At 72.3% G+C, this 21,342-nt stretch carries 18 protein-coding genes; 10 read left to right on the top strand and 8 right to left on the bottom strand.

Annotated elements, in window-relative coordinates; translation table 11 throughout:
* Positions 1-92 precede the first annotated feature (92 nt).
* On the bottom strand, positions 93-590 hold the full coding sequence (locus tag AC3AGO_RS29550) for a winged helix-turn-helix transcriptional regulator (RefSeq protein ID WP_487823309.1): 498 nt from the start codon (positions 588-590) through the stop codon (positions 93-95).
* 204 nt (positions 591-794) lie between these two features.
* Between AC3AGO_RS29550 and AC3AGO_RS29545 the strand changes: the two genes are divergently transcribed.
* From AC3AGO_RS29545 to AC3AGO_RS29530, 4 genes are all read left to right on the top strand, one after another.
* Complete coding sequence (locus AC3AGO_RS29545) at positions 795-2,318, top strand: purine-cytosine permease family protein (RefSeq protein ID WP_487824862.1); 1,524 nt, start codon at positions 795-797, stop codon at positions 2,316-2,318.
* 235 nt (positions 2,319-2,553) lie between these two features.
* Positions 2,554-3,219 carry a class I SAM-dependent methyltransferase gene (locus AC3AGO_RS29540; RefSeq protein WP_487823308.1) on the top strand — a complete coding sequence of 222 codons (666 nt, stop codon included), beginning with the start codon at positions 2,554-2,556 and terminating at the stop codon, positions 3,217-3,219.
* Between the two features lie 690 nt (positions 3,220-3,909).
* Complete coding sequence (locus AC3AGO_RS29535; RefSeq protein ID WP_487823307.1) at positions 3,910-5,058, top strand: C45 family autoproteolytic acyltransferase/hydrolase; 1,149 nt, start codon at positions 3,910-3,912, stop codon at positions 5,056-5,058.
* Between the two features lie 150 nt (positions 5,059-5,208).
* A complete protein-coding gene (locus AC3AGO_RS29530; RefSeq protein ID WP_487823306.1) occupies positions 5,209-6,090 on the top strand; it encodes a MurR/RpiR family transcriptional regulator in 882 nt (293 codons plus the stop codon).
* A gap of 46 nt (positions 6,091-6,136) precedes the next feature.
* On the opposite strand, the gene AC3AGO_RS29525 is transcribed toward AC3AGO_RS29530, so the two are convergent.
* Positions 6,137-7,387 (bottom strand): pyridoxal phosphate-dependent aminotransferase, encoded by a 1,251-nt coding sequence (locus AC3AGO_RS29525; protein WP_487823305.1) that lies wholly within the window; start codon positions 7,385-7,387, stop codon positions 6,137-6,139.
* Between the two features lie 136 nt (positions 7,388-7,523).
* A complete protein-coding gene (locus tag AC3AGO_RS29520; protein WP_487823304.1) occupies positions 7,524-7,733 on the bottom strand; it encodes a DUF2277 domain-containing protein in 210 nt (69 codons plus the stop codon).
* A gap of 266 nt (positions 7,734-7,999) precedes the next feature.
* Here AC3AGO_RS29520 and AC3AGO_RS29515 point away from each other — a divergent pair, with 266 nt between their 5' ends.
* Entirely contained in the window at positions 8,000-8,977 is a 978-nt protein-coding gene (locus tag AC3AGO_RS29515; protein WP_487823303.1) for a DUF2382 domain-containing protein, read from the top strand.
* Positions 8,978-9,169: 192 nt separating this feature from the next.
* Complete coding sequence (locus AC3AGO_RS29510; RefSeq protein ID WP_487823302.1) at positions 9,170-10,336, top strand: acyl-CoA dehydrogenase family protein; 1,167 nt, start codon at positions 9,170-9,172, stop codon at positions 10,334-10,336.
* A 28-nt stretch (positions 10,337-10,364) separates the two neighbouring features.
* Here AC3AGO_RS29510 and AC3AGO_RS29505 read toward each other — a convergent pair whose 3' ends face one another.
* From AC3AGO_RS29505 to AC3AGO_RS29490, 4 genes are all read right to left on the bottom strand, one after another.
* Entirely contained in the window at positions 10,365-11,492 is a 1,128-nt protein-coding gene (locus tag AC3AGO_RS29505) for an aromatic ring-hydroxylating oxygenase subunit alpha (protein WP_487823301.1), read from the bottom strand.
* A gap of 92 nt (positions 11,493-11,584) precedes the next feature.
* Entirely contained in the window at positions 11,585-14,053 is a 2,469-nt protein-coding gene (locus AC3AGO_RS29500; protein ID WP_487823300.1) for a GcvT family protein, read from the bottom strand.
* Between the two features lie 185 nt (positions 14,054-14,238).
* Positions 14,239-15,339: an S-(hydroxymethyl)mycothiol dehydrogenase gene (locus AC3AGO_RS29495; protein WP_487823299.1), complete on the bottom strand. Its 1,101-nt coding sequence runs from the start codon at positions 15,337-15,339 to the stop codon at positions 14,239-14,241.
* Between the two features lie 225 nt (positions 15,340-15,564).
* Positions 15,565-16,368, bottom strand: coding sequence for an IclR family transcriptional regulator (locus AC3AGO_RS29490; protein WP_487823298.1), 804 nt, complete (start codon positions 16,366-16,368; stop codon positions 15,565-15,567).
* 151 nt (positions 16,369-16,519) lie between these two features.
* Here AC3AGO_RS29490 and AC3AGO_RS29485 point away from each other — a divergent pair, with 151 nt between their 5' ends.
* Positions 16,520-16,846 carry a bifunctional 3-phenylpropionate/cinnamic acid dioxygenase ferredoxin subunit gene (locus tag AC3AGO_RS29485; protein WP_487823297.1) on the top strand — a complete coding sequence of 109 codons (327 nt, stop codon included), beginning with the start codon at positions 16,520-16,522 and terminating at the stop codon, positions 16,844-16,846.
* Positions 16,843-18,027: an NAD(P)/FAD-dependent oxidoreductase gene (locus AC3AGO_RS29480; protein WP_487823296.1), complete on the top strand. Its 1,185-nt coding sequence runs from the start codon at positions 16,843-16,845 to the stop codon at positions 18,025-18,027. Before AC3AGO_RS29485 ends, AC3AGO_RS29480 begins: the two co-directional genes overlap by 4 nt.
* A 61-nt stretch (positions 18,028-18,088) precedes the next feature.
* Here AC3AGO_RS29480 and AC3AGO_RS29475 read toward each other — a convergent pair whose 3' ends face one another.
* Positions 18,089-19,486, bottom strand: coding sequence for a sugar porter family MFS transporter (locus tag AC3AGO_RS29475; protein ID WP_487823295.1), 1,398 nt, complete (start codon positions 19,484-19,486; stop codon positions 18,089-18,091).
* A gap of 218 nt (positions 19,487-19,704) precedes the next feature.
* Here AC3AGO_RS29475 and AC3AGO_RS29470 point away from each other — a divergent pair, with 218 nt between their 5' ends.
* Both AC3AGO_RS29470 and AC3AGO_RS29465 read left to right on the top strand, forming a co-directional pair.
* Positions 19,705-20,412, top strand: a complete 708-nt coding sequence (locus tag AC3AGO_RS29470; RefSeq protein WP_487823294.1) for a GntR family transcriptional regulator — start codon at positions 19,705-19,707, stop codon at positions 20,410-20,412.
* The gene (locus AC3AGO_RS29465) at positions 20,409-21,323 is read left to right on the top strand and encodes an ROK family protein (RefSeq protein WP_487823293.1); all 915 of its coding nucleotides are present in this window, start codon (positions 20,409-20,411) and stop codon (positions 21,321-21,323) included. The genes AC3AGO_RS29470 and AC3AGO_RS29465 overlap by 4 nt, the downstream gene beginning before the upstream one ends.
* Positions 21,324-21,342 lie beyond the last annotated feature (19 nt).

The raw sequence follows: 21,342 nt of genomic DNA, 5'->3' as shown, positions 1-21,342 counted from the left end.
GCGTAGATGGACTCACAAGTCAAGATCATGCACAGCAAGAACGCGCGCAGGCATCCTGGGGCCGATCGTGCGCAGGCATCCAGGGCCGAGGGTCAGCTGTTGAACCGCGCCTGGACGTCGGGCCGTTCCGCCAGCCGCTCGGGGTAGCCGGGTCCCTGCCGCGGCCGCGTGTTGTCCGCCGTCATCGGCTCCCCGCAGCCGGCGCACACGACCTGCCCCGCGCTCTCCTCGCCGCAGGTGTCGTGGTGGAAGACGACGGGCGGCCCCTCCTCACCGGCGAGCCAGCGGTCGCCCCACCGGTTCATCGCGACGAGCACCCCGAAGAAATCCCGCCCCTTCTCCGTCAACACGTAGTCGTAGCGCACCGGTTCGTGCTGGTACGGCTGCTTCTCCAGCAGCCCCTCGTCGACAAGTCGACGCAGCCGGTCGGAGAGGGTGTTCCGCGCGATGCGCAGCGACTCCTGGAACCCGTCGAACCGGCGCACCCCGTAGAACGCCTCCCGCAGCACCAGCGGCGTCCACCAGTCGCCGAGCAGGTCCATGGTCCGCGCGATCGAACACGGCCAGTGCGCAAAGGAAGTCCGCCTCATGACCGCCAGCATACGAGGGCGCACCCTGCGCCAACGTCTCCTCCAGGCTGGACAGTTCCACGGGCTACGCTGTCCGGATCGTCGGGGTCACGGAAGTGGACAGAGAGGCCACGGTGGTGCTCCGACTGCACCACAGCACCAGTTCCGAAGGGCTCCATGTCCGAGATATCCGCCAACTCCCCCACCCACGACGCCGGCAGCGACATGGCGCCCGACCCTGCCGTACGGCCCGGCGTCACCGAGGTCGAGACCCACGGCATCGCGCCGATCCCGCCCGAGGCGCAGACCTCCCGCCCGCTGGATCTGTTCCGGCTCGTCTTCGGCGGCGTCAACACCTTCGCCACGATCATCCTCGGCACCCTGCCCATCGCCTACGGCCTCGGCTTCTGGGCCGCCGCGACCGCGACCGTCGCCGGCGTCGTGACCGGTGCGCTGATCCTCATGCCGATGGCGCTGTTCGGACCGGCCAACCACACCAACAACGCGGTGTCCTCGGGCGCCCACTTCGGCGTGGTGGGCCGCTGCGTCGGCTCGTTCCTCTCGCTGCTGACCGCCATCACCTTCTTCTCCATCTCGGTCTGGGTCAGCGGCGACGCGATCGTCGCCGCCGCGAACCGGCTGTTCGGCGTGGACGGCGGCGACACGCTGCGGTCCGTCGCGTACGCGGTGATCGCCCTCGCGGTCCTGGCCGTCTGCCTGTACGGCTTCGCGTTCATGCTGCTCGTCAACAAGATCGCCGTGTTCGCCGGAACGGCCGTGATGCTGCTCGGAGTCGTCGCGTTCGCGGGCGACTTCGACCCCTCGTACGGCGGCACGGGCCACTACGCGCTCGGCGAGTTCTGGCCCACGTGGATGCTGGCCGCGCTCACCGCACTCGCCAACCCCGTGTCCTTCGGCGCCTTCCTCGGCGACTGGTCCCGCTACATCCCCGACCGCTACAGCGCGCGGCGGCTCATGGCCGCCCCGTTCCTCGCCCAGTGCGCCAGCCTGCTGCCGTTCCTGTTCGGCGTCGCCACCGCCACCCTCGTCGCCGACCCGAACGACTACGTGACGGGCCTCGCCCGCATCGCGCCGTTCTGGTACGCGCTGCCGCTCATCGCCATCGCCCTCATCGGCGGCCTCTCCACCGGCACCACGGCGCTGTACGGCACCGGGCTGGACTTCTCCTCGATCTTCACCCGCCTCAGCCGGGTACGGGCCACGGCCCTGATCGGCAGCCTGTCGGTGGCGTTCATCTTCGTCGGCAACTTCGTGTTCGACATCGTCTCCAGCATCAACGCCTTCGCCACCCTCATCGTCATGTGCACCTCCCCCTGGATGGCGATCATGATGATCGGCTACTTCGTCCGCCGCGGCTTCTACCTCCCCGACGACATCCAGGTCTTCAACCGCGGCGGGAAGGGCGGCGCCTACTGGTTCACCGGCGGCGTCAACTGGCGCGGCATGGCCGCCTGGATCCCCGCCGCCGGCTCCGGCCTGATGCTCGCCAACACCCCGCTCATCAGGGGCCCCTGGAGCGGCGTGGCCGGCGGCGTCGACATCAGCCTGCCCGTCACCCTGGCCGTGGCTGCGCTGCTCTACACCGCGCTGCTGTGGGCGTTCCCCGAACCCCGCGCCGTCTTCGGCCCCGCCGGCCCGCGCCTCGTCCCCGCCAAGGACTCCTCCGTCACCCCCATCACCCCCATCACTCCCGTCGCTCCCGTCACCCCGGCCCCGGAACACCGCTGAACTCCCGCCCCGGAACACCTCTGACCGGCGGCGCACACCCCCGGCGGACCCGCCGCGGCGAACCTCCGCGCACGACGCGTACGGAAAACCGCCGGGGGCACTGACAGGGAGGCGGCCATTCCGTGAGAGGTTGCGTCCAACAGCAGTGTCGGCGCTCGAACGGCGCAGGCCGCGCAAGATGTGCGGCTCCCCGCCCGCCATGCCCTGCTGAGAGGTCCACAGGAAGGGAACGAGAGTGAAGCCCTCGGCAGTCCGGCGCTGGCAAGAGCGTCTGCGCTTCGTCCAGGCCATCGTCCGAAAACCGAAGCAGACCGGCGCGCTCTCCCCGAGCTCGCGGAGCCTGGCCCGGGCCGTGGTCGCTCCACTCGCCGGCCACCGCGGGGCCACCGTCGTCGAGCTCGGCGCCGGAGCGGGCGCCCTCACCAGCGACATCCTGGAGCGGATCGGCCCCGAGGGACGGCTGATCTCCCTGGAGGTCGACCCGGACCTGGCCGGCTATCTGCGCCGCTGGAACCCGGAGGCCGAGGTGTGGGAGGCGGACGCCGCCGATCTGACCGAGGTCCTGGAGAAGGCCGGCGTGCAGGAGGTACGGGCCATCGTCAGCGCCCTCCCCTGGTCACTCCTCCCGCCGGACAAGCAGCGGCTGATCCTGGAGCAGACCCGCGCGGCGCTCGCCCCCGACGGCACGTTCGTCAGCATCACCACCGTCACCGCCGGCATGACCTCGGCGGGCCGGCTCTTCCCGACGCTGCTCCCCGAGTTCTTCACCCGCACCTCCCGCCGCTTCGTTCCCGGCAACCTCCCCCCGGCATACGTGAACATCGGCCACCGCCCCATCGCCCCCTCCCCCAACGGCGCCCCCACCGAACACCCCCAAGCCCACCCCGACGCCCTCCCCTGACAACCGCGCCCCGGCCGCGCGGCCGAACCCCGACCCCACGCAAGCCACGGCCTGAGCCCGGGACGCACCGGGTTCCCGCACGCAGCGGGGGGTGCAGGGGCGGAGCCCCGCCGGGGCCTGGGACGGAGCCCCGTCCCCCACGCGGTGCGCGACTGGGGCGCGGGGCGCAGCCCCATGGCGCCGTCCTCTTCTCCGCCTCGCCCGCAGGGCGGGGCCCGGGCGCAGCCCCTCTTCCGCGCACCGCGGTGGGGTCCGGGGCGGAGCCCCATTCTCTTCGCGCGCCAGCGCGGCGGGGCGCAGGGGCGGAGCCCCGCCGGGGTTCGGGGCGGAGCCCCGTTTTCTTTCGCGCGCCAGCGCGGGTGGGGCCCGGGGCGGGAGCCCCGGAAGAAACGGGTAGGGGCGGGTCCGGGGCCAAGCCCTCACCGCGGCGCGGACGTTGCGTGCGTGGGGACAGACCTCGCGGCTGGCGGTCCGGTGCGCCCACCCGTTCCGCCCCTTGGGCGGACCAGCTGCCCACACCTCGCGCGGACCGCGTGCCCACCCCGCGCGGCGGAGCCGCACATCCAACGCAGCCGCCCCTTGGCGGACCGCGTGCCCACACCGGGGCGCGGGCACGGGCCGCAACGGAAATTGCACCCGTTAGCATTGGCGCAACCCCACCCCGCATCACACCCCCGCGAGGAGCCCCCCGTGCGCGCCCACACCCAAGAGCAGGAGTGCGCCGGCCTGAGATGGCTCGTCGTCAGCGGCGACCGCGCGAACGCGTTCCGCGCCCTCGGCGCCGCCGCCCGCGACGACATCCACGCCGTCCAGCAGGACCTCCCGGAAACGGAGTCACTGCGCCGCTGGGCGGCGACCACACACGGCAGGGAGCGGCTCAAGGCGCTGCACCGCGCGACCGCCACGCAACACGCGCCGCAGCTCGCCGAGCTGAACGCACTGGCCGAGGGCGCCGGAGCGGACGCGGACCAGCTGCTGCTGGCCAACCTCCGCGGCGACCTCGGCGGCGACCTCAGCACCGGCGACGGTACGGGCTGCACGGATCTCGCCTGGCGCCGCGAACGCTCGTACGTGGCGCACAACGAGGACGGCGCCCCCGCGCTCGCCGGCCGGCTGTGCCTGCTGACGTTGCGCATCGAGGGCGAGGCTCCGGTGACCGTCCAGTGGTATCCGGGGTTCCTGCCCGCGAACACGTTCACCGTCACGGGGCACGGCCTGGTGTGGGGCATCAATCACGTACAGGCGACACGTCCGGCCGCCGCCGCGGGACGGCACTTCGTCGCCCGCGGGCTGCAGCAGGCGCCGACCCTCGACGCGGCGCTGGCCTACCTCCGGACGCACCCCTCCGCGGGCGGCTTCACGTACACGATCGGCGAGCAGGCCACGGGCCGCGTCGCCGTCGTGGAGGCCGTCGCGGGGCGGACTGCCGTCGTCGAGCCGGGCCCCGGCGACCCGCTGGAGTGGCACACCAACCACCTGCGCCGCCTCCCCGAGCTGGACACGCCCGGCACGCCGACCGCGCCCGACGCGACCGCCGGCGACGCCGCACAGGCCGGCCGCAGCCTGGGCCAGTACGAGGAGAGCGCGGCCCGCGGCACCGTGCTGGACCGGCTGGAGCCGCCGCGAGAGGAGCCGGACACCGGCTGGTTCACGCAGGCGCTGACCGGCGCACCGCTGCCGAGAGGCGTGCACCGCACCGCCGCGGGGTCCGACCCGCTGATGACGCTGTGCACCGCCGTCGCCGACCTCACCGCGGCACAGGTCACGTTCCGCGGCGCCGACGGCACGACCGCCGCGATGTCCCTGCGGGACTGCGCACACGGCGAACCCGCCAACTGAGCGGCGACCCCCGGCACCCCACAGCACCGCACCGCACGCACCGGCCCCGCACCCCAGCCCCCGCACCGCACACACCGACCCCGCGCCCAAGCCTCAGCCCCGGCCCCGCGCACCGGCCCCCGTCCCGACCCCCGGGAGAGAATCCCCGTCATGGCTTCCGCACCCCAGACCTACGACGAGCTGCTGGCCGAGCTGCGCACCCGCGGGTCCACACTCACCCCCTCCCAACGCCTGCTGGCCGACCGCCTCATGGCCGATCCCGAAGGCGTGGCCTTCATGACGGTCTCCGAACTGGCCTCCGCCGTCGGCGTCAACGAGGCCACCGTCGTCCGCTTCGCCGGCAGCCTGGGCCTCGACGGCTATCCGGGCCTCACCCGGCTGTGCCGCGAACGGCTGCGCGAGCAGGCCCAGTTGCTGCGCCGCTACGACAGCCTCGAACAGCTCGGCGCGGAGGGCGGCGACCCCCTGGAGCGGGCCGCGGCCCTGGACCGCGCCAACATCGCCCGCAGCTTCGCCCGGATCGACCCGGACGAGTGGAAGGCGGCCGTCGCCGCGCTCGCCGAGGCGCCGCGCGTGCACGTCATGGGCCTGCGCAAGTGCCATGCCCCCGCGTATCTGCTCGGCTATCTGCTGCGGATGCTGCGCGAGGAGGTGGAGACCCTGACCGCGGGCGCCGGAACGCTCACCGACGAGCTGCGCCGGATCCGCGAGGGCGACTGCTTCGTCGCCCTCTCCATCCACCGGTACGCGGCGGAGACGGTCCGCGCCGCCTCCTGGGCCCACGGCCGGGGTGCCCGCTGCGTGGCCCTCACCGACAACCCGTCCTCCCCGCTGGCCGCCTCGGCCGACCACGTCTTCTACGTCGACGCGGCCGGCCCCTCGGTGCTGCGCTCCCTCACCGCGTTCACCTCGCTCGTCCAGGCCCTCGCGGCCGGAGTCGCCGGATTGCGCGGTCACGACGTCCGCTCGACGCTCCATCAGGAGGAGGAACTGCTCCGCGAGTTCGGTACGTACGACAACGGGGACCGCTGACGCGCCCCGCCGCACAAGGCGCCCCGCCCACCCCGCGAGCCGCCCCTCAGCCGGCGCGGGTGAGGTCCGTGAGGGCGCCGCGCAGATGTGCCAGCGCGTCCCGGATCCAGGGCAGGGCCACGGGGTCGGCGCTGCTCAGGGCCGCCCGGCGTTCCTCGTCTCGCTCCCCGTACAGCAGGCTCGTCGCCACCCGCGCCCGCAGCCCCTCCTCCGTGTCGCCGAACGCCTCGCCCGCCAGCACGCCGACGCCGTACCGCTCCAGCAGCGCGGCGGCCAGTCCGGCCCCCGTCGTGATGCCCTGCCGGGCCAGTACGGGGCGGAGCGGCTCGAAGTCCGGGTAGAGGTAGAACCCGGCCTCGGGCGCCCAGCACACGGCGCCCGCCGCCGTGAACTCGGCGTGCACCGCGGCCGCGACGGCCGCGTGCAGCCCGCGCGCGCTCTCGACGTGGGCGCGTACCTCGGGCGGGTCCCGCAGGATATGCGCGGCCGCCGCCTGCATGGGCGCGGCGAGGCTGGACCACACCTCGCTGGCGACGCCCGTCAGATCCCGCAGCAGCCGCTCGCCCCAGTCGCCCGCGGGAACGCGTGCGAAGCCGACACGCCAGCCGCCGAGCGCCATCGACTTGCTCAACCCGCTGGTGACGACGGTCCGTTCGGGCAGATACGTGCGAGCGCTCGGCGCCTCGCCGGCGTGGCACAGCTCGGCGTAGATCTCGTCCGCGACCACGGCGAGCCCGTGCCGCTCGGCCAGCGCGCAGACCTCCCGCAGATGTTCCGCGCGCGCGACGGTCCCGGTGGGGTTGTCGGGCACGGTGAGTACGAGGATGCCGGGCTCCGCGCCCCCGGCCCGGGCCCGGCGCAGCGCGTCCTCCAGCAGCGCCGGATCGGGTACGCCACCGGCCTCCGCGGGCACCGGCACCGTGACGGTCCGCTTCCCGGCCAAGGCGCTCTGCGCCGCGTAGCTGACCCAGGCGGGACGGGGCAGCACCACGTCGCCGGGCAGGCACGTGAGCAGCGCGAACAGCAGCGCCTTGCTGCCGGGCGCGAAGAGCACCTGGTCCGCGTTGGTTTCCGCGCCGCGCCTGCTGAACCAGCCGGCTGCCGCCTCCCGCGCCTGCGGTGAACCGGCCACCGCGCCATAGCTGTTGAGCCCCGCGGCGTCCGCGAGCATCTCCGCGACCGGCTCGGGTACGGGCAGCCCCGCCTCGCCGAAGCCCAGGTGCAGCACCTTCTCGCCGGCTGCCCGCCGGGCCCGCAGCGTCTCGTCGATGGCCAAGGTCGCCGAATGCATGGTCACGGCGCCCCACTCTCCTCACGAAGGTCGGGAACAGCGCAGATGCAACCGCACCTGCCTTCGCCAGGCTAACTGCAACGAAATTTGCAGAGTCGCGCCGCCCCGCAATCCGCCCCCACGGCCAGGCCCGCGAGGGCGCTCAGCCGCCGCGGACCACCAGGGAGCGCAGCAGCTCCTCGGTCGCCTCCGTGACACGGTCGACGGCCTGGTCGAAGGCGGCGGAGTTGTGCGGCGCGGGCTGCCGGAAGCCCGAGATCTTGCGGACGTACTGCAGCGCGGCGGCACGCATGTCGTCCTCGGTCACATCGTCGGCGTAGGGCGGACGCAGAGTCTTGATGCTTCGGCACATGCCCTGACGGTACGGCGCGGCACGGCGCCCGGCGCGCCGTTCCCGCTCACTCGTTCGGCCTAACCCGGCCGCGCCCGGCATCCCCTTCCCCGGCGGGCACACCCTCGGCACACGGGGGACTCCGGAACGCTCCATCACGCGCGGTGGAGCGGTGCGGGGCGGCGCGCGGTTGCGACGTCGGCGCAGCCGGAGCGTGATGGGTGCTGCGGGTGCCAATCGACAGCGGCTCATGGCTGTCGGCGCTCAACGACAGAGGAGTGGTCTGCATGACAACCGACGGTGAGCTGCAGGGCCTCACGGTCTTCGACAGCGACGGCAGCAAGATCGGGAGTGTCGGTCAGGTGTATCTCGACGACCGCACCGGCCAGCCCGAATGGGTCACGGTCAAGACGGGCCTCTTCGGCTCCAAGGAGAGCTTCGTGCCGCTCGAGGCGGCGCGCCGTCAGGACGACGGGCTGCACATCCCGTACTCGAAGGAAACGGTGAAGGACGCGCCGCGGATGGAGGCGGGCGAGCATCTCGACCAGCCCGACGAGGCGCGGCTCTACAGCCACTATCAACTCTCCGGCTCCGGCAGCCGTGACATGGCGAGCGACACGTCGTCCGACCGGGGCGGCAGGGAGCAGACCTCCGGCATGGCCGGTACGACGGGCACGGCGGGGATGGCCGGTGCCGCCGGCACCGCCGGTCTGGCGGGCGGCGCGATGACCGGGGGCCGCGACACCACGGACCGCGACATGGCGGGCCGCGACACCGCGGGCATGCGGTCCGGCATGGACCGCGACACCGGGGACACCACCGGGCTCGGCCGCCGGAACACGGGGGCGGAGGCCGGTACCGAGGACGGCGAGAGCATGATCCGCTCCGAGGAGCAGCTGCGCGTCAGCACCGAGGAGCAGGAGACCGGCCGCGCCCGGCTGCGGAAGTACGTGGTCACGGAGCATGTGACGACGACGGTTCCGGTGACCCACGAAGAGGTCGAGGTGATCCGCGAGCCGATCAGCGAGAGCGACCGGACCTCGTACAACCGGCCCATCGGTGAGGGCGAGGTCGAGGTGACCCTGCACGGCGAGCAGGCGATGGTGCGGAAGGAATCCGTACCGGTCGAGCGGGTCAGGCTGCACACGGAGAAGGTCACCGAGCAGCAGGAAGTCTCGGCCGATGTCCAGAAGGAGCAGGTGGACTACGAGAACGACGCCGACGCGGAGCGGGGCGGCAAGCACGGCCGCGGCCGGAACAGCTGACCCTTCTCCCGCACTCCGGAATGGCAGGTGGCGCACGGCGTCACCTGCCATTTCCGTGCGCGCGCCCGCAGTCGGGGCCGACGGAAAATAAAGGTGCATCACCCACGCACCAGGGGTGTGCCGCGGGCCGGACAGCAGGGATCATGCTCCGGGCGGGGACCGCAGGCAGCCGACTGTGCGGAGGGTGTGGGCGTGGACTTCGAGTTGACCGGGGATCAGGAGACGATCCGGAGCGCCGTGCGCGAACTGGCGGCGCGCTTCCCCGACACATACTGGGCGGAGCAGGACGAACGGGCCGCGTTCCCGCACGAGTTCTACGAGGCGTTCGCGTCCGGCGGCTGGCTGGGGATGGCCGTGCCGGAGGAGTACGGGGGCGGCGGGCTCGGCATCCTGGAGGCGTCGCTGCTGCTGGAGGAGGTCGCCGCCTCGGGGGCGGGGATGAACGGGTGCAGCACCATGCATCTGACGATCTTCGGGCTCAACACCATTGTGAAACACGGGAGTCCTGAGCTGCGGAAGGAGATCCTGCCGCGTGCGGCCGACGGTTCGCTGCATGTGTGCTTCGGCGTCACCGAGCCCGACGCGGGCACCGACACCACCCGGATCTCGACGTTCGCGCGGCGCGACGGGGACTCGTACGTCATCGACGGGCGCAAGGTGTGGATCACCAAGGCGGGGCAGTCGCAGAAGATGGTGCTCATCGCCCGCACCACACCGCGCGAGGAGGCGGCGAAGCCCACCGACGGGATGTCGCTGTTCCTCGTCGACATCGAGTCGGACGCGGTGCAGTTGCGCGCGATTCCCAAGATGGGCCGCAACGCCGTCCCTTCGTACGAGGTGCTGATCGACGGGCTGCGGGTGCCGGTCTCCTGCCGGGTCGGCGAGGAGGGGCAGGGCTTCCGCTGTCTCCTGGACGGGCTCAATCCGGAGCGCATCCTGCTCGCGCACGAGGCGCTGGGGATCGGGCGTGCCGTGCTGGGGCGCGCGGCGCGGTACGCCGGTGAGCGGGTGGTCTTCGGCCGGCCCATCGGCGCGAACCAGGGCATCGCCTTCCCCCTCGCGGAGGCCGCGACGCGGCTGGACGCCGCGGAGCTGATGGCCCGTCAGGCGGCGTGGCGCTACGACCGGGGGCTGAGCTGCGGCAAGGAGGCCAACATGGCCAAGTGGCTCTGTGCGGACGCCGGTTACCAGGCGGCGGACGCGGCGGTGCAGACGCACGGCGGCATGGGATACGCACGGGAGTACCACGTGGAGCGGTACTTCAGGGAGGCCCGGCTGCTGCGGCTGGCCCCGGTCAGCCAGGAGATGGTCCTCAACTACGTCGCCACTCACGTGCTGGGGCTGCCGAAGTCCTACTGACCGGGGCCGCGTACCGCAGCATTGGGCCTCACTGCTGGGAGCCGATGCGTTCAGTGACCCAGTCGTGGAAGGCGCCGATGTGGTGTTCGCTCGGCACGAGGACGCCGCCCGCCTGATAGGCGCGGGAGGCCATGGCGGGCTGGGTGCGCTCGCAGGCGGCGAAGTCCTGCGTGTTGACCCGGTGGAACAGTTCCACCGACTTCTCCACCCCGGCGCCGGACTCGACGACCTCCGGGGCGTACAGCCAGTCGCACTCGACGACCGTACGGTCGTGGGCCATCGGGAACATGCGGTGCACGATCACGTGGTCGGGGACGAGGTTGACGAACACCTGCGGTTTGACCGTCATGGCGTAGTAGCGGCGGTCCTGGGTGTCCTCCAGGCCGGGGAGCCGGCCGAAGCCCTCGCTGCCGTCCACCGTGAAGCCCGCGGCCTCCTCGGCGAAGGCGGCGCCGTGCCCCACGTAGTACTGCGCGGCCAGGCCGTTCTCGAACTCCGGGAGTACCTCGGTCAGTTCGGGGTGGATGGTGGCGCAGTGGTAGCACTCCATGAAGTTCTCGACGATGAGTTTCCAGTTGGCCCGCACGTCATAGGTGACGCGCTTGCCCAGCGCCAGGCCCTCGGTGCGGTAGCGCTCGATGGAGGCGGTGTCGCCGAGCCGTTCCACGGCCGCGCCGGTCACCGTCTCCTCGAAGTCCGGGGGTTCGGGCGCGAGGCACACCCAGGCGTAGCCGAGCCACTCGCGCAGGTGAACGGGCCGCAGTCCGTATGCGGTGCGGTCCACGTCCGGCATGCCGTTGAGGTTGGGCGCGGCGACGAGCCGGCCGTCGAGGTCGTACGTCCAGGCGTGGTACGGACACTGGAGGTTGCGCCGCACCTCGCCGGTCTCCGCGGTGCACAGCCGGGCGCCGCGGTGCCGGCAGACGTTGAGGAAGGCCCGCAGTTCGTGCCGCCGGTTCCGGGTGATCAGGACGCTCTCCCGGCCGACCTGCACCGTGCGGAACGCCCCCGGTTTGTCCAGGTCGGCGGCGCGTACGGCGCAGAACCAGAGCGACTCGAAGATCTTCTCCTGTTCCTGCCGGAAGACGCCGGGGTCCGTGTAGAAGCGGCCGGGGAGGGTGGAGAGGAGGCTGGTCGCCTCGGGCGTCATCGTCATGGTGCGCTCCGTGCTTCCTGGGCCGCGAGGGCCGGACAGCGGGGGTCGAAGAGGCCGATGGGGGCGTTCCGGGGACGGAGAGGACGCGGGAGTCAGCGGCGGATCCGTGTCATCTTCGGGTCGACGAGGGGCTCTTCGGCGACGGTGGCCTGCACCTTCTCCCCGAAGTATTCGATGTGCACGGCCGTGCCGGGCACCGTGGCGCGGGCCGGCAGCCAGGCGTAGGCGATGCAGCGGCCGATCGTGTAGCCGTACGCGGCGCTGGTGACGCGGCCGACGGCCGAACCGTCCGCGTACACCGGCTCGTTGCCCATCACCACGGACGCCGGGTCGTCGACGGTGAGGCAGGTCAGCCGGCGCGCCGAGGTCTCCTGGCTGCGGCCCTCGATCGCGTCCCGGCCCACGAAGGAGCCCTTGCCGGGGCGTACGGCGAAGGCCAGCCCGGCCTCGTACGGATCGTGCTCGGTCGTCATGTCGGCGCCCCAGGCGCGGTAACCCTTCTCCAGCCGGAGGCTGTTGAAGGCGCTGCGGCCGCCGGCGGTGACGCCGAGGTCGCGGCCCGCCTCCCACAGCGTGTCCCACAGGCGCAGCCCCAGGTCGGCGGTGGTGTACAGCTCCCAGCCGAGCTCGCCGACATAGCTGACGCGCAGCGCGGTGACCGGCACATGGCCGATGTGGGTCTGCCGGGCCTTGAAGAAGCCGAGGCCCTCGTGCGAGAAGTCGTCCCGGGTGAGCGGCTGGACGAGGTCGCGGGCGAGCGGGCCCCACACGCCGACGCAGCAGGTGCCGGCGGTGATGTCGCGGACGCGGACGCCCGGCGGCGCGTTGCGCACCAGCCAGTCGAGGTCGGCGGGGCTGTTGGCGCCCAACTGGAAGCTGTCGGCGGCCAGTCGCGTCACGGTGAGGTCGCTGCGGATGCCGCCCGAGGGGTCGAGGAGCAGCGTGTACGTGACCGAACCGGGCTTCTTGGCAAGCTGGTTGGTGGTCATGAACTGCAGGAAGTCCAGCGCTCCGGGACCGCTGACCTCCAGCCGGCGCAGCGGCGTCATGTCGTACATCGCGACGCGTTCCCGCGTCGCCCTCGCCTCGGCGGCGGCGATCGGCGACCAGTAGCGGGCCGACCAGGCGTCCCGTTCGGGCAGTTCGATGCCCTCGGCGAGCGCGGCGTTGGCCTCGTACCAGTGCGGGCGTTCCCAGCCGCCCGACTCCAGGAAGTACGCGCCGAGTTCGCACTCGCGCGGATAGAACGGGCTGGTGCGCAGCGGGCGCGGGTGCTCCTTGGGCTGGAGCGGGTGGATGACGTCGTACACCTCGACGAAGTTCTGCGCGCCGCGGTCCTCGACGTACGCGGGTGAGCGCTGCGCGTCCTCGAAGCGGTGCAGATCGCACTCGTGAAGGTCGGTCCCGGTGTGCCCGTCGGTCATCAGCTCGGCGACGGCCTTGGCCGCGCCCGCGGCGTGGGTGATCCAGACGGCTTCGGCGAGCCAGAAGCCGCGCAGCGTACGGGACTCGCCGAGCACCGGCATGCCGTCGGGGGTGAAGGAGAAGACGCCGTTGAAGCCGTCCGCCACGCGGGAGTCGGCCAGCGCGGGCAGCAGTCCGACGCTGTCCTTCCAGCTCGGCGCGAAGTCCTCCTCGGTGAAGGGCAGCGAGGACGGCATGACCGGCGCCGCGTCGTAGGCGGGCACGGTGTGCGGGTCGACGGGCAGCGGCCGGTGCGCGTACGAGCCGATGCCCAGGCACTCGGCACCCGGCGTGAGGTGTTCGCGGAAGTACAGGTCGCGGTCCTGGAAGCGCAGGACGGGCCGCCGGGCCTCTTTCAGTCCGTCGCCCTTCCCGTCGAGCGCGGGCAGCGGCGCGGTCGTCGCGTACTGGTGCGCGAGCGGCAGCAGCGGGACGTCGACGCAGGCCATCGCGCCGATGACGGGCCCCCAGAACCCGGCCGCCGACACCACGTGGTCGGCGGGGAACGTGCCCCGGTCGGTGACGACTCCCGTGACCCGGCCGTCCTCCTGCTCGATGCCGGTGACGGTGTGCCGGCCCAGGAAGCGGGCGCCGTGCGCGGTGGCCCGCTCGATCTGCGCGCGGCACGCGGGTACGGCGCGGGCCAGCCCGTCGTCGGGGGTGAACAGGCCGCCCAGCACCGCGTTTTGGTCGAGCAGCGGCCACATCTCGGCGCACCGCTGCGGCGTGAGGAGCTCGGCGCGCCGGCCCCAGGAGGTCGCGAGTCCCGCCTTGCGGTGCAGGTCGGACCAGCGGGCCGGAGTGGTGGCGACCTCCAGGCCGCCGACGGGCAGGAAGCAGGAGTGGCCGTCGGCCTGCAGGGAGCGGAACTTCTCCACGGTGTACGCGGCGAAGTCCGTCAGCGTCTTGGAGGCGTTGGTCGAGAACACCAGGCCCGGCGCGTGCGAGGTCGAGCCGCCGGGGGCGGGCAGCGGACCCTGTTCGAGGACCGTCACCCGGTGCAGGCCGCGTGCGGTGAGTTCGTCCGCGAGGGAGCAGCCGACGATGCCGGCGCCGATGACGACCACGCGGGAGTGGCGTGCGGAAACAGCAGACATACCGCATCTCCTGCAGGAAACGGGGGAGTTCTGTCCTGTGCGGCGGTGCCATGTGCGGAGGAAGCCGGGGTACGGGTGACGCCTGTGTGCGGGTGAAGCCTGTGTGCAGGTAAAGCCTGGTGCGGATGGAGCCTGTGTGCGGTTGTGCGGCGGCACGGCTGCCGTGTGGGGCACGGCCCGGAGGGTCAGGGGACGACGACCGAGCGCAGTACCTCGCCTGTGTGCATCTTGGCGAAGGCGGACTCCACCTCGTGCAGGGTGATCTTCTCCGTGACGAACGCGCGGAGATCGAGCTTGCCGCGGAGATAGCGGTCGATGAGCACGGGGAAGTCCCTGCTGGGCAGGCAGTCCCCGTACCAGGAGGGCTTGATGGCCCCGCCGCGCGAGAAGAGTTCGAGCAGCGGGAGCTCGATGGTGGCTTCCGGTCCGGGCACGCCGACCTGGACCAGGACACCGGCGTGGTCCCGCATGGCCAGCGCCTGGCGGAACGTTTGTGCAGTGCCCACCGCGTCGATGACGACATCGGCCCCGTAGCCGCCGGTGAGCTCCCGTACGGTGTCGACCGGATCGCCGCCGAGTGCCGACACGGCACGCGAGTTGACGGTGTGTGTGGCGCCGAAGCGGGAGGTCACATCCAGCTTGCCGTCGTCGAGGTCGACGCCGATGACCCGCCGGGCCCCGGCGTGCGAGGCACCCGCGATGGCGGCGCAGCCCACCCCGCCGCAGCCGATCACGACGACGGTGTCGCCGCTGCCGACCTGCCCGGTGTGCGTTGCCGCGCCGTACCCGGCCATCACGCCGCAGCCGACGAGGCCCGCCGCCTCGGGGCGCGCCGCCGGGTCGACCTTGACCGCCTGACCCGCGGCGACCAGGGTCTTCTCGGCGAACGCGCCGATGCCCAGGGCCGGGGTGAGCGGGGTGCCGTCGAGCAGCGTCATCGGCTGGGCGGCCTGCGGCGAGGTGAAGCAGTACCAGGGGCGGCCACGGCGGCACGAGCGGCAACTCCCGCACGGCGCACGCCATGCGAGGACCACGAAGTCGCCGGGCCGCGGGTCCTCGACCCCGGGGCCGGTCTCCTCGACGATGCCGGCGGCCTCATGGCCGAGCAGAAAAGGGAAGTCGTCGCTGACGGCGCCTTCCTTGTAGTGCAGGTCGGTGTGGCAGACTCCGCACGCCTGCACGGAGACCAGGACCTCTCCGGGCCCGGGATCGGGCACCGTGATGGTCTGGACTTCGACCGGGGCTTCTCTCTTCGCAGCGATGACAGCACGAACGTCGTGTGGCATGTGCTCACCTCTCGCTGTTGCGCAATGCACTACTGGTTGCGCTATGAGAGACATCGTGAAGAGCACCCAGGGTCACCGTCAAGTGCTGTGGGTTAACCCGTCGTAAAAGCCAGGGCCGCTTTTGGCAAGCCCCCGGCACACATACGGCGCGGGACCGGATCACTCCGGCCCCGCGCTGTGTGACAGGTGCTCAATTCTCTTTTGCGACAGATGGGTTGCCCCAGGTCAGAAGGCGTACCCCATCCGCCGGGAGAGTTTCTCGGCGGCTGCCATCGTGCGCTTCGCCAAATGGGGCAGCCGCTCCTCGTCCAGACGGTACGCGGGGCCCGACACGCTGATGGCCCCGATCACGCCTCCGTCGTGCGCGTAGACGGGAGCGGCGACGGCGTGCAGGCCGACCTCCAGCTCCTCGACGGCGACGGCGAACCCTCGCTCGACGACGACAGCCAGCTCCTCCCGCAGGTCGGCGGCGGAGGTGACGGTCCGTTCGGTGAAGCGCGGCAGCTTCCGCGCGAGCACCCGGTCCTGGCCCGCAGCCGACTCGTACGCCAGCAGAGTCTTCCCGCTGGATGTGGCGTGCAGCGGGGTACGGCGTCCGAACCAGTTCTGCGCGGTGACCGATGAAGGCCCCCTGGCCTGCATGATGTTGACGGCCGCGTCGTCGTCGAGCACTGCGATGTTGGCAGTCTCGCCGAGCTCTTCGGCGAGTTCGCGGCAGACCGGCGCTCCGGCCTGCGAGATGTCGAGCCGCACCGCGGCGGCACCGGCGAGCCGCAGGATGCCGGCTCCCAAGTAGTACTTGCCGCGCTCCTGCTCCTGGGCAATGAGCCCGCGGTTCTCGAGTACACCGATCAGCCTGAAAGCCGTCGATTTGTGTACACCGAGCTCGTCGGCCACTTCCGTGACACCCGCCTCGCCCCGTTGGGCGAGGATCTCCAGCACACTTACCGCACGGTCCACCGACTGCACTGAACCTGCAGGTCCTCGCTGCGCCTTCTCCTCGGTGCCGTCCTCCGTCTTGTTCGTCATACGTCAGTTCTCACCACCCGGCGGCCTGGTGAGGGCCGATATCGCTGGGGACCGCTTGACGCAAGCCTCCCCTATATGGATTCTGTTGCGCATCGCGCATCGGTGCGCGTCATACGAAACTCAATGATACTGAGGAGTATGAGGGGGCCCAATGATTGCCGCTTGCCACCTCGACGACCTGCCCGAGGGCGAGTCCGTACGTATCGCCACAGAACCTCCGATCGCTGTCTTCCGCGCCGAGGGCGAGCTGTTCGCCATCGACGACACGTGCACCCACCAGGACGCCTCGCTCTCGGAGGGGTGGCTGGAAGGCTGTCTGGTCGAATGCCCGCTGCACGCGGCTTCATTCGATCTCCGTACCGGCGCCCCCACCTGCCTGCCTGCCCGCCGGTCTGTGCGCACCCACCCCGTGACCGTCGCGGACGGCATGGTCTACGTCCACCAGAGCGTCGCCGCCCAGGAAGGTTCAGCCGCATGAGGACCGTCACCATCGTCGGCGCCTCGCTGGCTGGACTATACGCCGCGACAGCGCTGCGCTCCCAGGGCTACGACGGCCGGCTGGTCATCGTCGGGGACGAACAGCACCGCCCCTACGACCGCCCCCCGCTCTCCAAGAACTTCCTCACCGGCGCCGCGACGGAGCACCAACTGGCCCTCGCGGACCAGGAGGAGACCGACGAGCTCCGTGTCGAATGGCGGCTCGGGACCCGTGCGACGGGGCTCGACCCCACCGGGCGCGCCGTGCTGCTCGACGGCGGCGGCTCCGTGACCACGGACGGCGTGGTCATCGCGACGGGTGCCACCCCGCGTACGCTCCCCGGGCCCCCGCTCGCCGGCGTACACACTCTGCGCACCCTCGACGACGCGCGGGCACTGCGGGCGAGCCTGTCCCGCGGACTGGCGCGCGTGGTCGTGATCGGCGCCGGCTTCATCGGCGCCGAAGTGGCCTCGTCCTGCTCGACGATGGGGCACCACGTGACGGTCGTCGAAGCGGCCGGGCAGCCGCTCGCGCCGCAGCTCGGCGAGGAGATGGCGGCACACTGCACCGCGATGCACGCCGACCACGGGGTGACGCTCCTGGCCGGTACGGGTGTCGCGGCGCTGCACGGCGACGGCAATCCGCCGGGCGAGGAGGGCGAGCGCGTCGGCTGGGTGGAGCTCGGCGACGGCCGCATGCTGCCCGCCGACGTGGTGGTCGTGGGTATCGGCGTACGGCCCAACACCGACTGGCTGGAGGGCTCCGGGCTGCTGGTCGAGGACGGTGTGGTGTGCGATGCCGGGTGTGTGACCGCGCTGCCGAACGTGGTGGCCGTCGGTGACGTGGCCCGTGTCGGCGGATCGCGGGCCGAGCACTGGACCAGCGCGTCCCAGCAGCCGGAGACCGCCGCGCGGAACCTGCTGGCCGGGGAGACGGTGACGGCGCATCAGGGCGTGCCGTACTTCTGGTCGGACCAGTACGGGGTGCGGATCCAGTTCGCCGGGCGGCGCCAAGCCGGCGACACGGTACGGGTCATGGAGGGTTCGCCGGACGACCGGAGCTTCCTCGCCGCCTACGAGCGCGACGGGCAGACGACGGCTGTGCTCGCTCTCAACCGCCCCCGGCCCTTCACCCGCCTCCGCCGCCAGCTGGGCCGTGCGGCGCAACCTGCCACGGCCTGACAGCTTCTGACGGGGCCTCGTGTTCTGACAGAGCCTCAACTCGCCGCGTCTGTACGTCGCGTCAGCCGGCCCGCCGGCTGACGTGCCGCTCACGCAGCCCCGCCTCGATCTCCTCCAGGGAGCGGCCCTTCGTCTCCGGGACGCACTGCACCGCGAACAGCGCCGTCAGCGCGCACAGACCCGCGTAGAGCCAGAACGTGCCGGAGGCGCCCATGGCCCGCAGCAGGGTGAGGAACGTGAGCGAGACGAGGAAGTTCATCGTCCAGTTCGAGGCCAGCGTCACGCTCATCGCCGTCCCGCGGACCTCGGTCGGGTACAGCTCGGCCGGGATCACGAAGACCACCACGCACAGCGCCGCCGCGGACGCCGCGATGTAGACGGCGACGCAGGCCACGGCCAGCGGGCCGCCGAGCGCGCCGCCGCCGGACACCGCCGTGGCGAGTACGGCGAGCGAGGCCGCCATCACCGAAGTGCCGCCGATGAGGAGGGACTTGCGGCCCACCCGGTCGACGAGGCTCATACCGACGAGCGTGAAGACCACGTTGACCACGCCGACCCCGACCGTCGCCAGTACGGAGCCCGAGGCGCCGATGCCGGCCTCCTCGAAGATGACCGGCGCGTAGTAGATGACCGTGTTGATGCCGCTGGCCTGGCCGAGGATCTGCAGGCCGACACCGGCCACCAGGGCGGGACGGAGCCAGCGGGCGCGCAGCGCCCCCAGTCCCGCGCGGCGGGGTTCGCGGGCCGCGCGGATCGCCGCGAGTTCCTCGTCCGCGTCGGTGCCGGGCCGCAGCCGTTCCAGTACGCGCCGGGCTTCCTCTTCCCTGCCGTGCCCGGCCAGCCAGCGCGGCGTCTCGGGGAGCTTCGCCATGCCGGCCAGCAGCACGAGGGACGGGATGACGGCGAGGGCGAACATCGCCCGCCAGTTGCCGCTGCCGCTGAAGGCGTAGCCGGCGGCGTAGGCGCCCACGATGCCGATGGTGATGAGCAGTTGGTTCACCGAGACGAGCCGGCCCCGCAGCCGGGGCGGGGCGGTCTCGGCGATGAAGACGGGGACGAGCGAGGAGGCGGCGCCGACCGCGATGCCCAGGACGACGCGGGCGCCGGTCAGCATCGGCGCGTTGACGGACAGCGCCGCGAGCACCGATCCGGCGGCGAACAGTACGGCGGCGGCCATGATGAGCCGGCGGCGGCCGAACCTGTCGGCCAGCGGACCCGAGCCGAAGGCTCCGATCATGGCGCCGACCAGGATCGAACTCACCACCACACCCGAGGTGAACGGGGTGAGGCCGAAGTCCTCCGTGAGGTGCGGCAGGGCTCCCGCGATCACGCCGGTGTCGTAGCCGAAGAGGAAGCCGCCGACGGCGGCGGCCAGCGTGATCCCGTACACGACGGGAGGCACGGGCGGCGGCGCCGCGCCGTCGCGGGCCCCGGTCGCGGTGCGTCGGGTGAGAGCCATGCGCGCACTCCTGTCCCTCGGTGAGGTGCCTCGGCGGGTTGTCTCCCTGAGTTCCCGTCGAGGTAATTGGTTCGAACCCTTTTGGCTTCGCGACCGACACTCTGCGCCAACATTGCCAGCATGACAAGAGGTGTTCCGAGCGCCGGACTTTACGATCGCCCCATTGGTTCGTACCCTTCTGAGGAGATCAGGGTGACGACGGTGTGGAGCGGAGCGGCATGGCGGAGCGGAAGCACGACCACGTGCGGGAGCTGCTGGAGCGGGAGGTCGCGGACGCGGCCCCGCACAGCCCGCTGCCGACCGAACGGGAACTGGCCGAGCGGTACGGGGTGAGCCGGTCCACCGTCCGGCAGGCACTCGCCGCGCTCCGCGACGCCGGGCGGGTGTACCGCGTACAGGGCGCCGGGACGTTCACCGCGGACACCGCGATCGCCAAGTCCCTCTCCCTCACGTCCTTCAGCGAGGACATGACGGAGCGCAACCTCACCCCGGGCAGCCGCATCCTCGCCGCCGAACTCCGGCCCGCGGGCGCCGAGACGGGGGCGCGGCTGCGGCTCAGCCCCGCCGACGAGGTCGTCGAACTGCGGCGGCTGCGGCTCGCCGACGGGGTGCCGATGTGCATGGAGACCGTACGGCTGCCGAGCGCACGCTTCCCCGGACTGCTCGACCACGGCCTCGACGGCTCGCTGTACGAACTGCTGCACGCCGAGTACGGCACCGTGCTCTCCCGCGCCGAGCAGGTGATCCGCTCGACCGTCCTCACCCCGGAACAGGCCGAGCTGCTCCAAGTGGCCCCGCACTCACCCGCGTTGGAGGTCGACCGCACGGGCCTGGACCAGCGCGACCGGCCCACGGAGCACACCCTCAGCCTCTACCGGGCCGACCGGTACGAGATCCGCTTCACCGCGCGCCGGGACCAGCCGTGACCGGGCCGTGGCTGCTCGGCGCCGACGTCGGCGGCACGAAGATCGCGACCGGACTCGTACGCCCGGACGGGACGCTGTACGCACGAACGACCGTACCCACACCGGCACATGAGGGACCGTCAGCGCTCCTGGACGCGATTGCCGCGGCGCTGGGCACCGTACGGGCCGCGGCTCCGGACGGGGTGACCCCGGCCGGGATCGGCGTGGGCACCGGCGGGGTGGTGGACCACGCCGCGGGGCGCATCGTGTCGGCCACCTCGCTCCTGGCGGGCTGGGCCGGCGTACCGGTCGCGGACGAGCTGGAGGCCAGGACGGGGCTGCCGGTCCGGGTCGACAACGACGCGAACGCACACGCCCTCGGCGAGCTGCGCTTCGGCGCGGCGGCCGGGCTCGGTTCGGTGCTGTTCGCCGCGGTCGGCACCGGCATCGGCGGCGCCGTCGCCCTGGGCGGCGAACTGCTGCGCGGGCCCTTCCACTGCGCGGGCGAGATCGGACACCTGCCCGTCGCCGAAGCCCGCGGTATCGCGTGCAGTTGCGGGCGTACGGGGCATGTCGAGGCCGTCGCCTCGGGGCCCGGCATGGCCCGTACGTACGCACGCTCCGGCGGTGCGCCCGGTGCGGACCTGCGCGCCGTCGTACGCCGCGCGGAAGCCGGGGAGGAGCCGGCGCGGCGCACAGTCGCGGAGGGCGCGCGGATCCTCGGCTCCACGCTCGGCGGGCTGGTCAACGCACTGGGCCCGCAGGCCGTCGTCGTGGGCGGCGGTGTCGCCGGTATCGGCCCGCTGTACTGGGACGCGCTGGAACCCGCGCTGCGGGGCGAATTGCTGCCGGCCTGCGAGCAGGTCGCCGTCACCCCGGCCCGGCTCGGCGACGGCGCGGCCGTCGTCGGCGCGGCCGCGCTGTGGGCGTGACCGCCCGTACCTCCGCGCG

The sequence above is a fragment of the Streptomyces sp. BL1 genome, assembly GCF_057628045.1.
Note: the sequence above shows the minus strand (reverse complement) of the source record. Positions and strands in the feature narration are given on the sequence as shown.

Bases quoted from the DNA above. Each gene is read 5' to 3' on its own strand.
- AC3AGO_RS29545 (WP_487824862.1), top strand. From the start codon at position 795: ATGGCGCCCGACCCTGCCGTACGGCCCGGCGTCACCGAGGTCGAGACC.
- AC3AGO_RS29520 (WP_487823304.1), bottom strand. From the start codon at position 7,733: ATGTGCCGAAGCATCAAGACTCTGCGTCCGCCCTACGCCGACGATGTG.
- AC3AGO_RS29485 (WP_487823297.1), top strand. From the start codon at position 16,520: ATGATTGCCGCTTGCCACCTCGACGACCTGCCCGAGGGCGAGTCCGTA.
- AC3AGO_RS29470 (WP_487823294.1), top strand. From the start codon at position 19,705: ATGGCGGAGCGGAAGCACGACCACGTGCGGGAGCTGCTGGAGCGGGAG.
- AC3AGO_RS29495 (WP_487823299.1), bottom strand. From the start codon at position 15,339: ATGCCACACGACGTTCGTGCTGTCATCGCTGCGAAGAGAGAAGCCCCG.
- AC3AGO_RS29480 (WP_487823296.1), top strand. From the start codon at position 16,843: ATGAGGACCGTCACCATCGTCGGCGCCTCGCTGGCTGGACTATACGCC.
- AC3AGO_RS29475 (WP_487823295.1), bottom strand. From the start codon at position 19,486: ATGGCTCTCACCCGACGCACCGCGACCGGGGCCCGCGACGGCGCGGCG.
- AC3AGO_RS29500 (WP_487823300.1), bottom strand. From the start codon at position 14,053: ATGTCTGCTGTTTCCGCACGCCACTCCCGCGTGGTCGTCATCGGCGCC.
- AC3AGO_RS29515 (WP_487823303.1), top strand. From the start codon at position 8,000: ATGACAACCGACGGTGAGCTGCAGGGCCTCACGGTCTTCGACAGCGAC.
- AC3AGO_RS29490 (WP_487823298.1), bottom strand. From the start codon at position 16,368: ATGACGAACAAGACGGAGGACGGCACCGAGGAGAAGGCGCAGCGAGGA.
- AC3AGO_RS29550 (WP_487823309.1), bottom strand. From the start codon at position 590: ATGAGGCGGACTTCCTTTGCGCACTGGCCGTGTTCGATCGCGCGGACC.
- AC3AGO_RS29505 (WP_487823301.1), bottom strand. From the start codon at position 11,492: ATGACGATGACGCCCGAGGCGACCAGCCTCCTCTCCACCCTCCCCGGC.
- AC3AGO_RS29530 (WP_487823306.1), top strand. From the start codon at position 5,209: ATGGCTTCCGCACCCCAGACCTACGACGAGCTGCTGGCCGAGCTGCGC.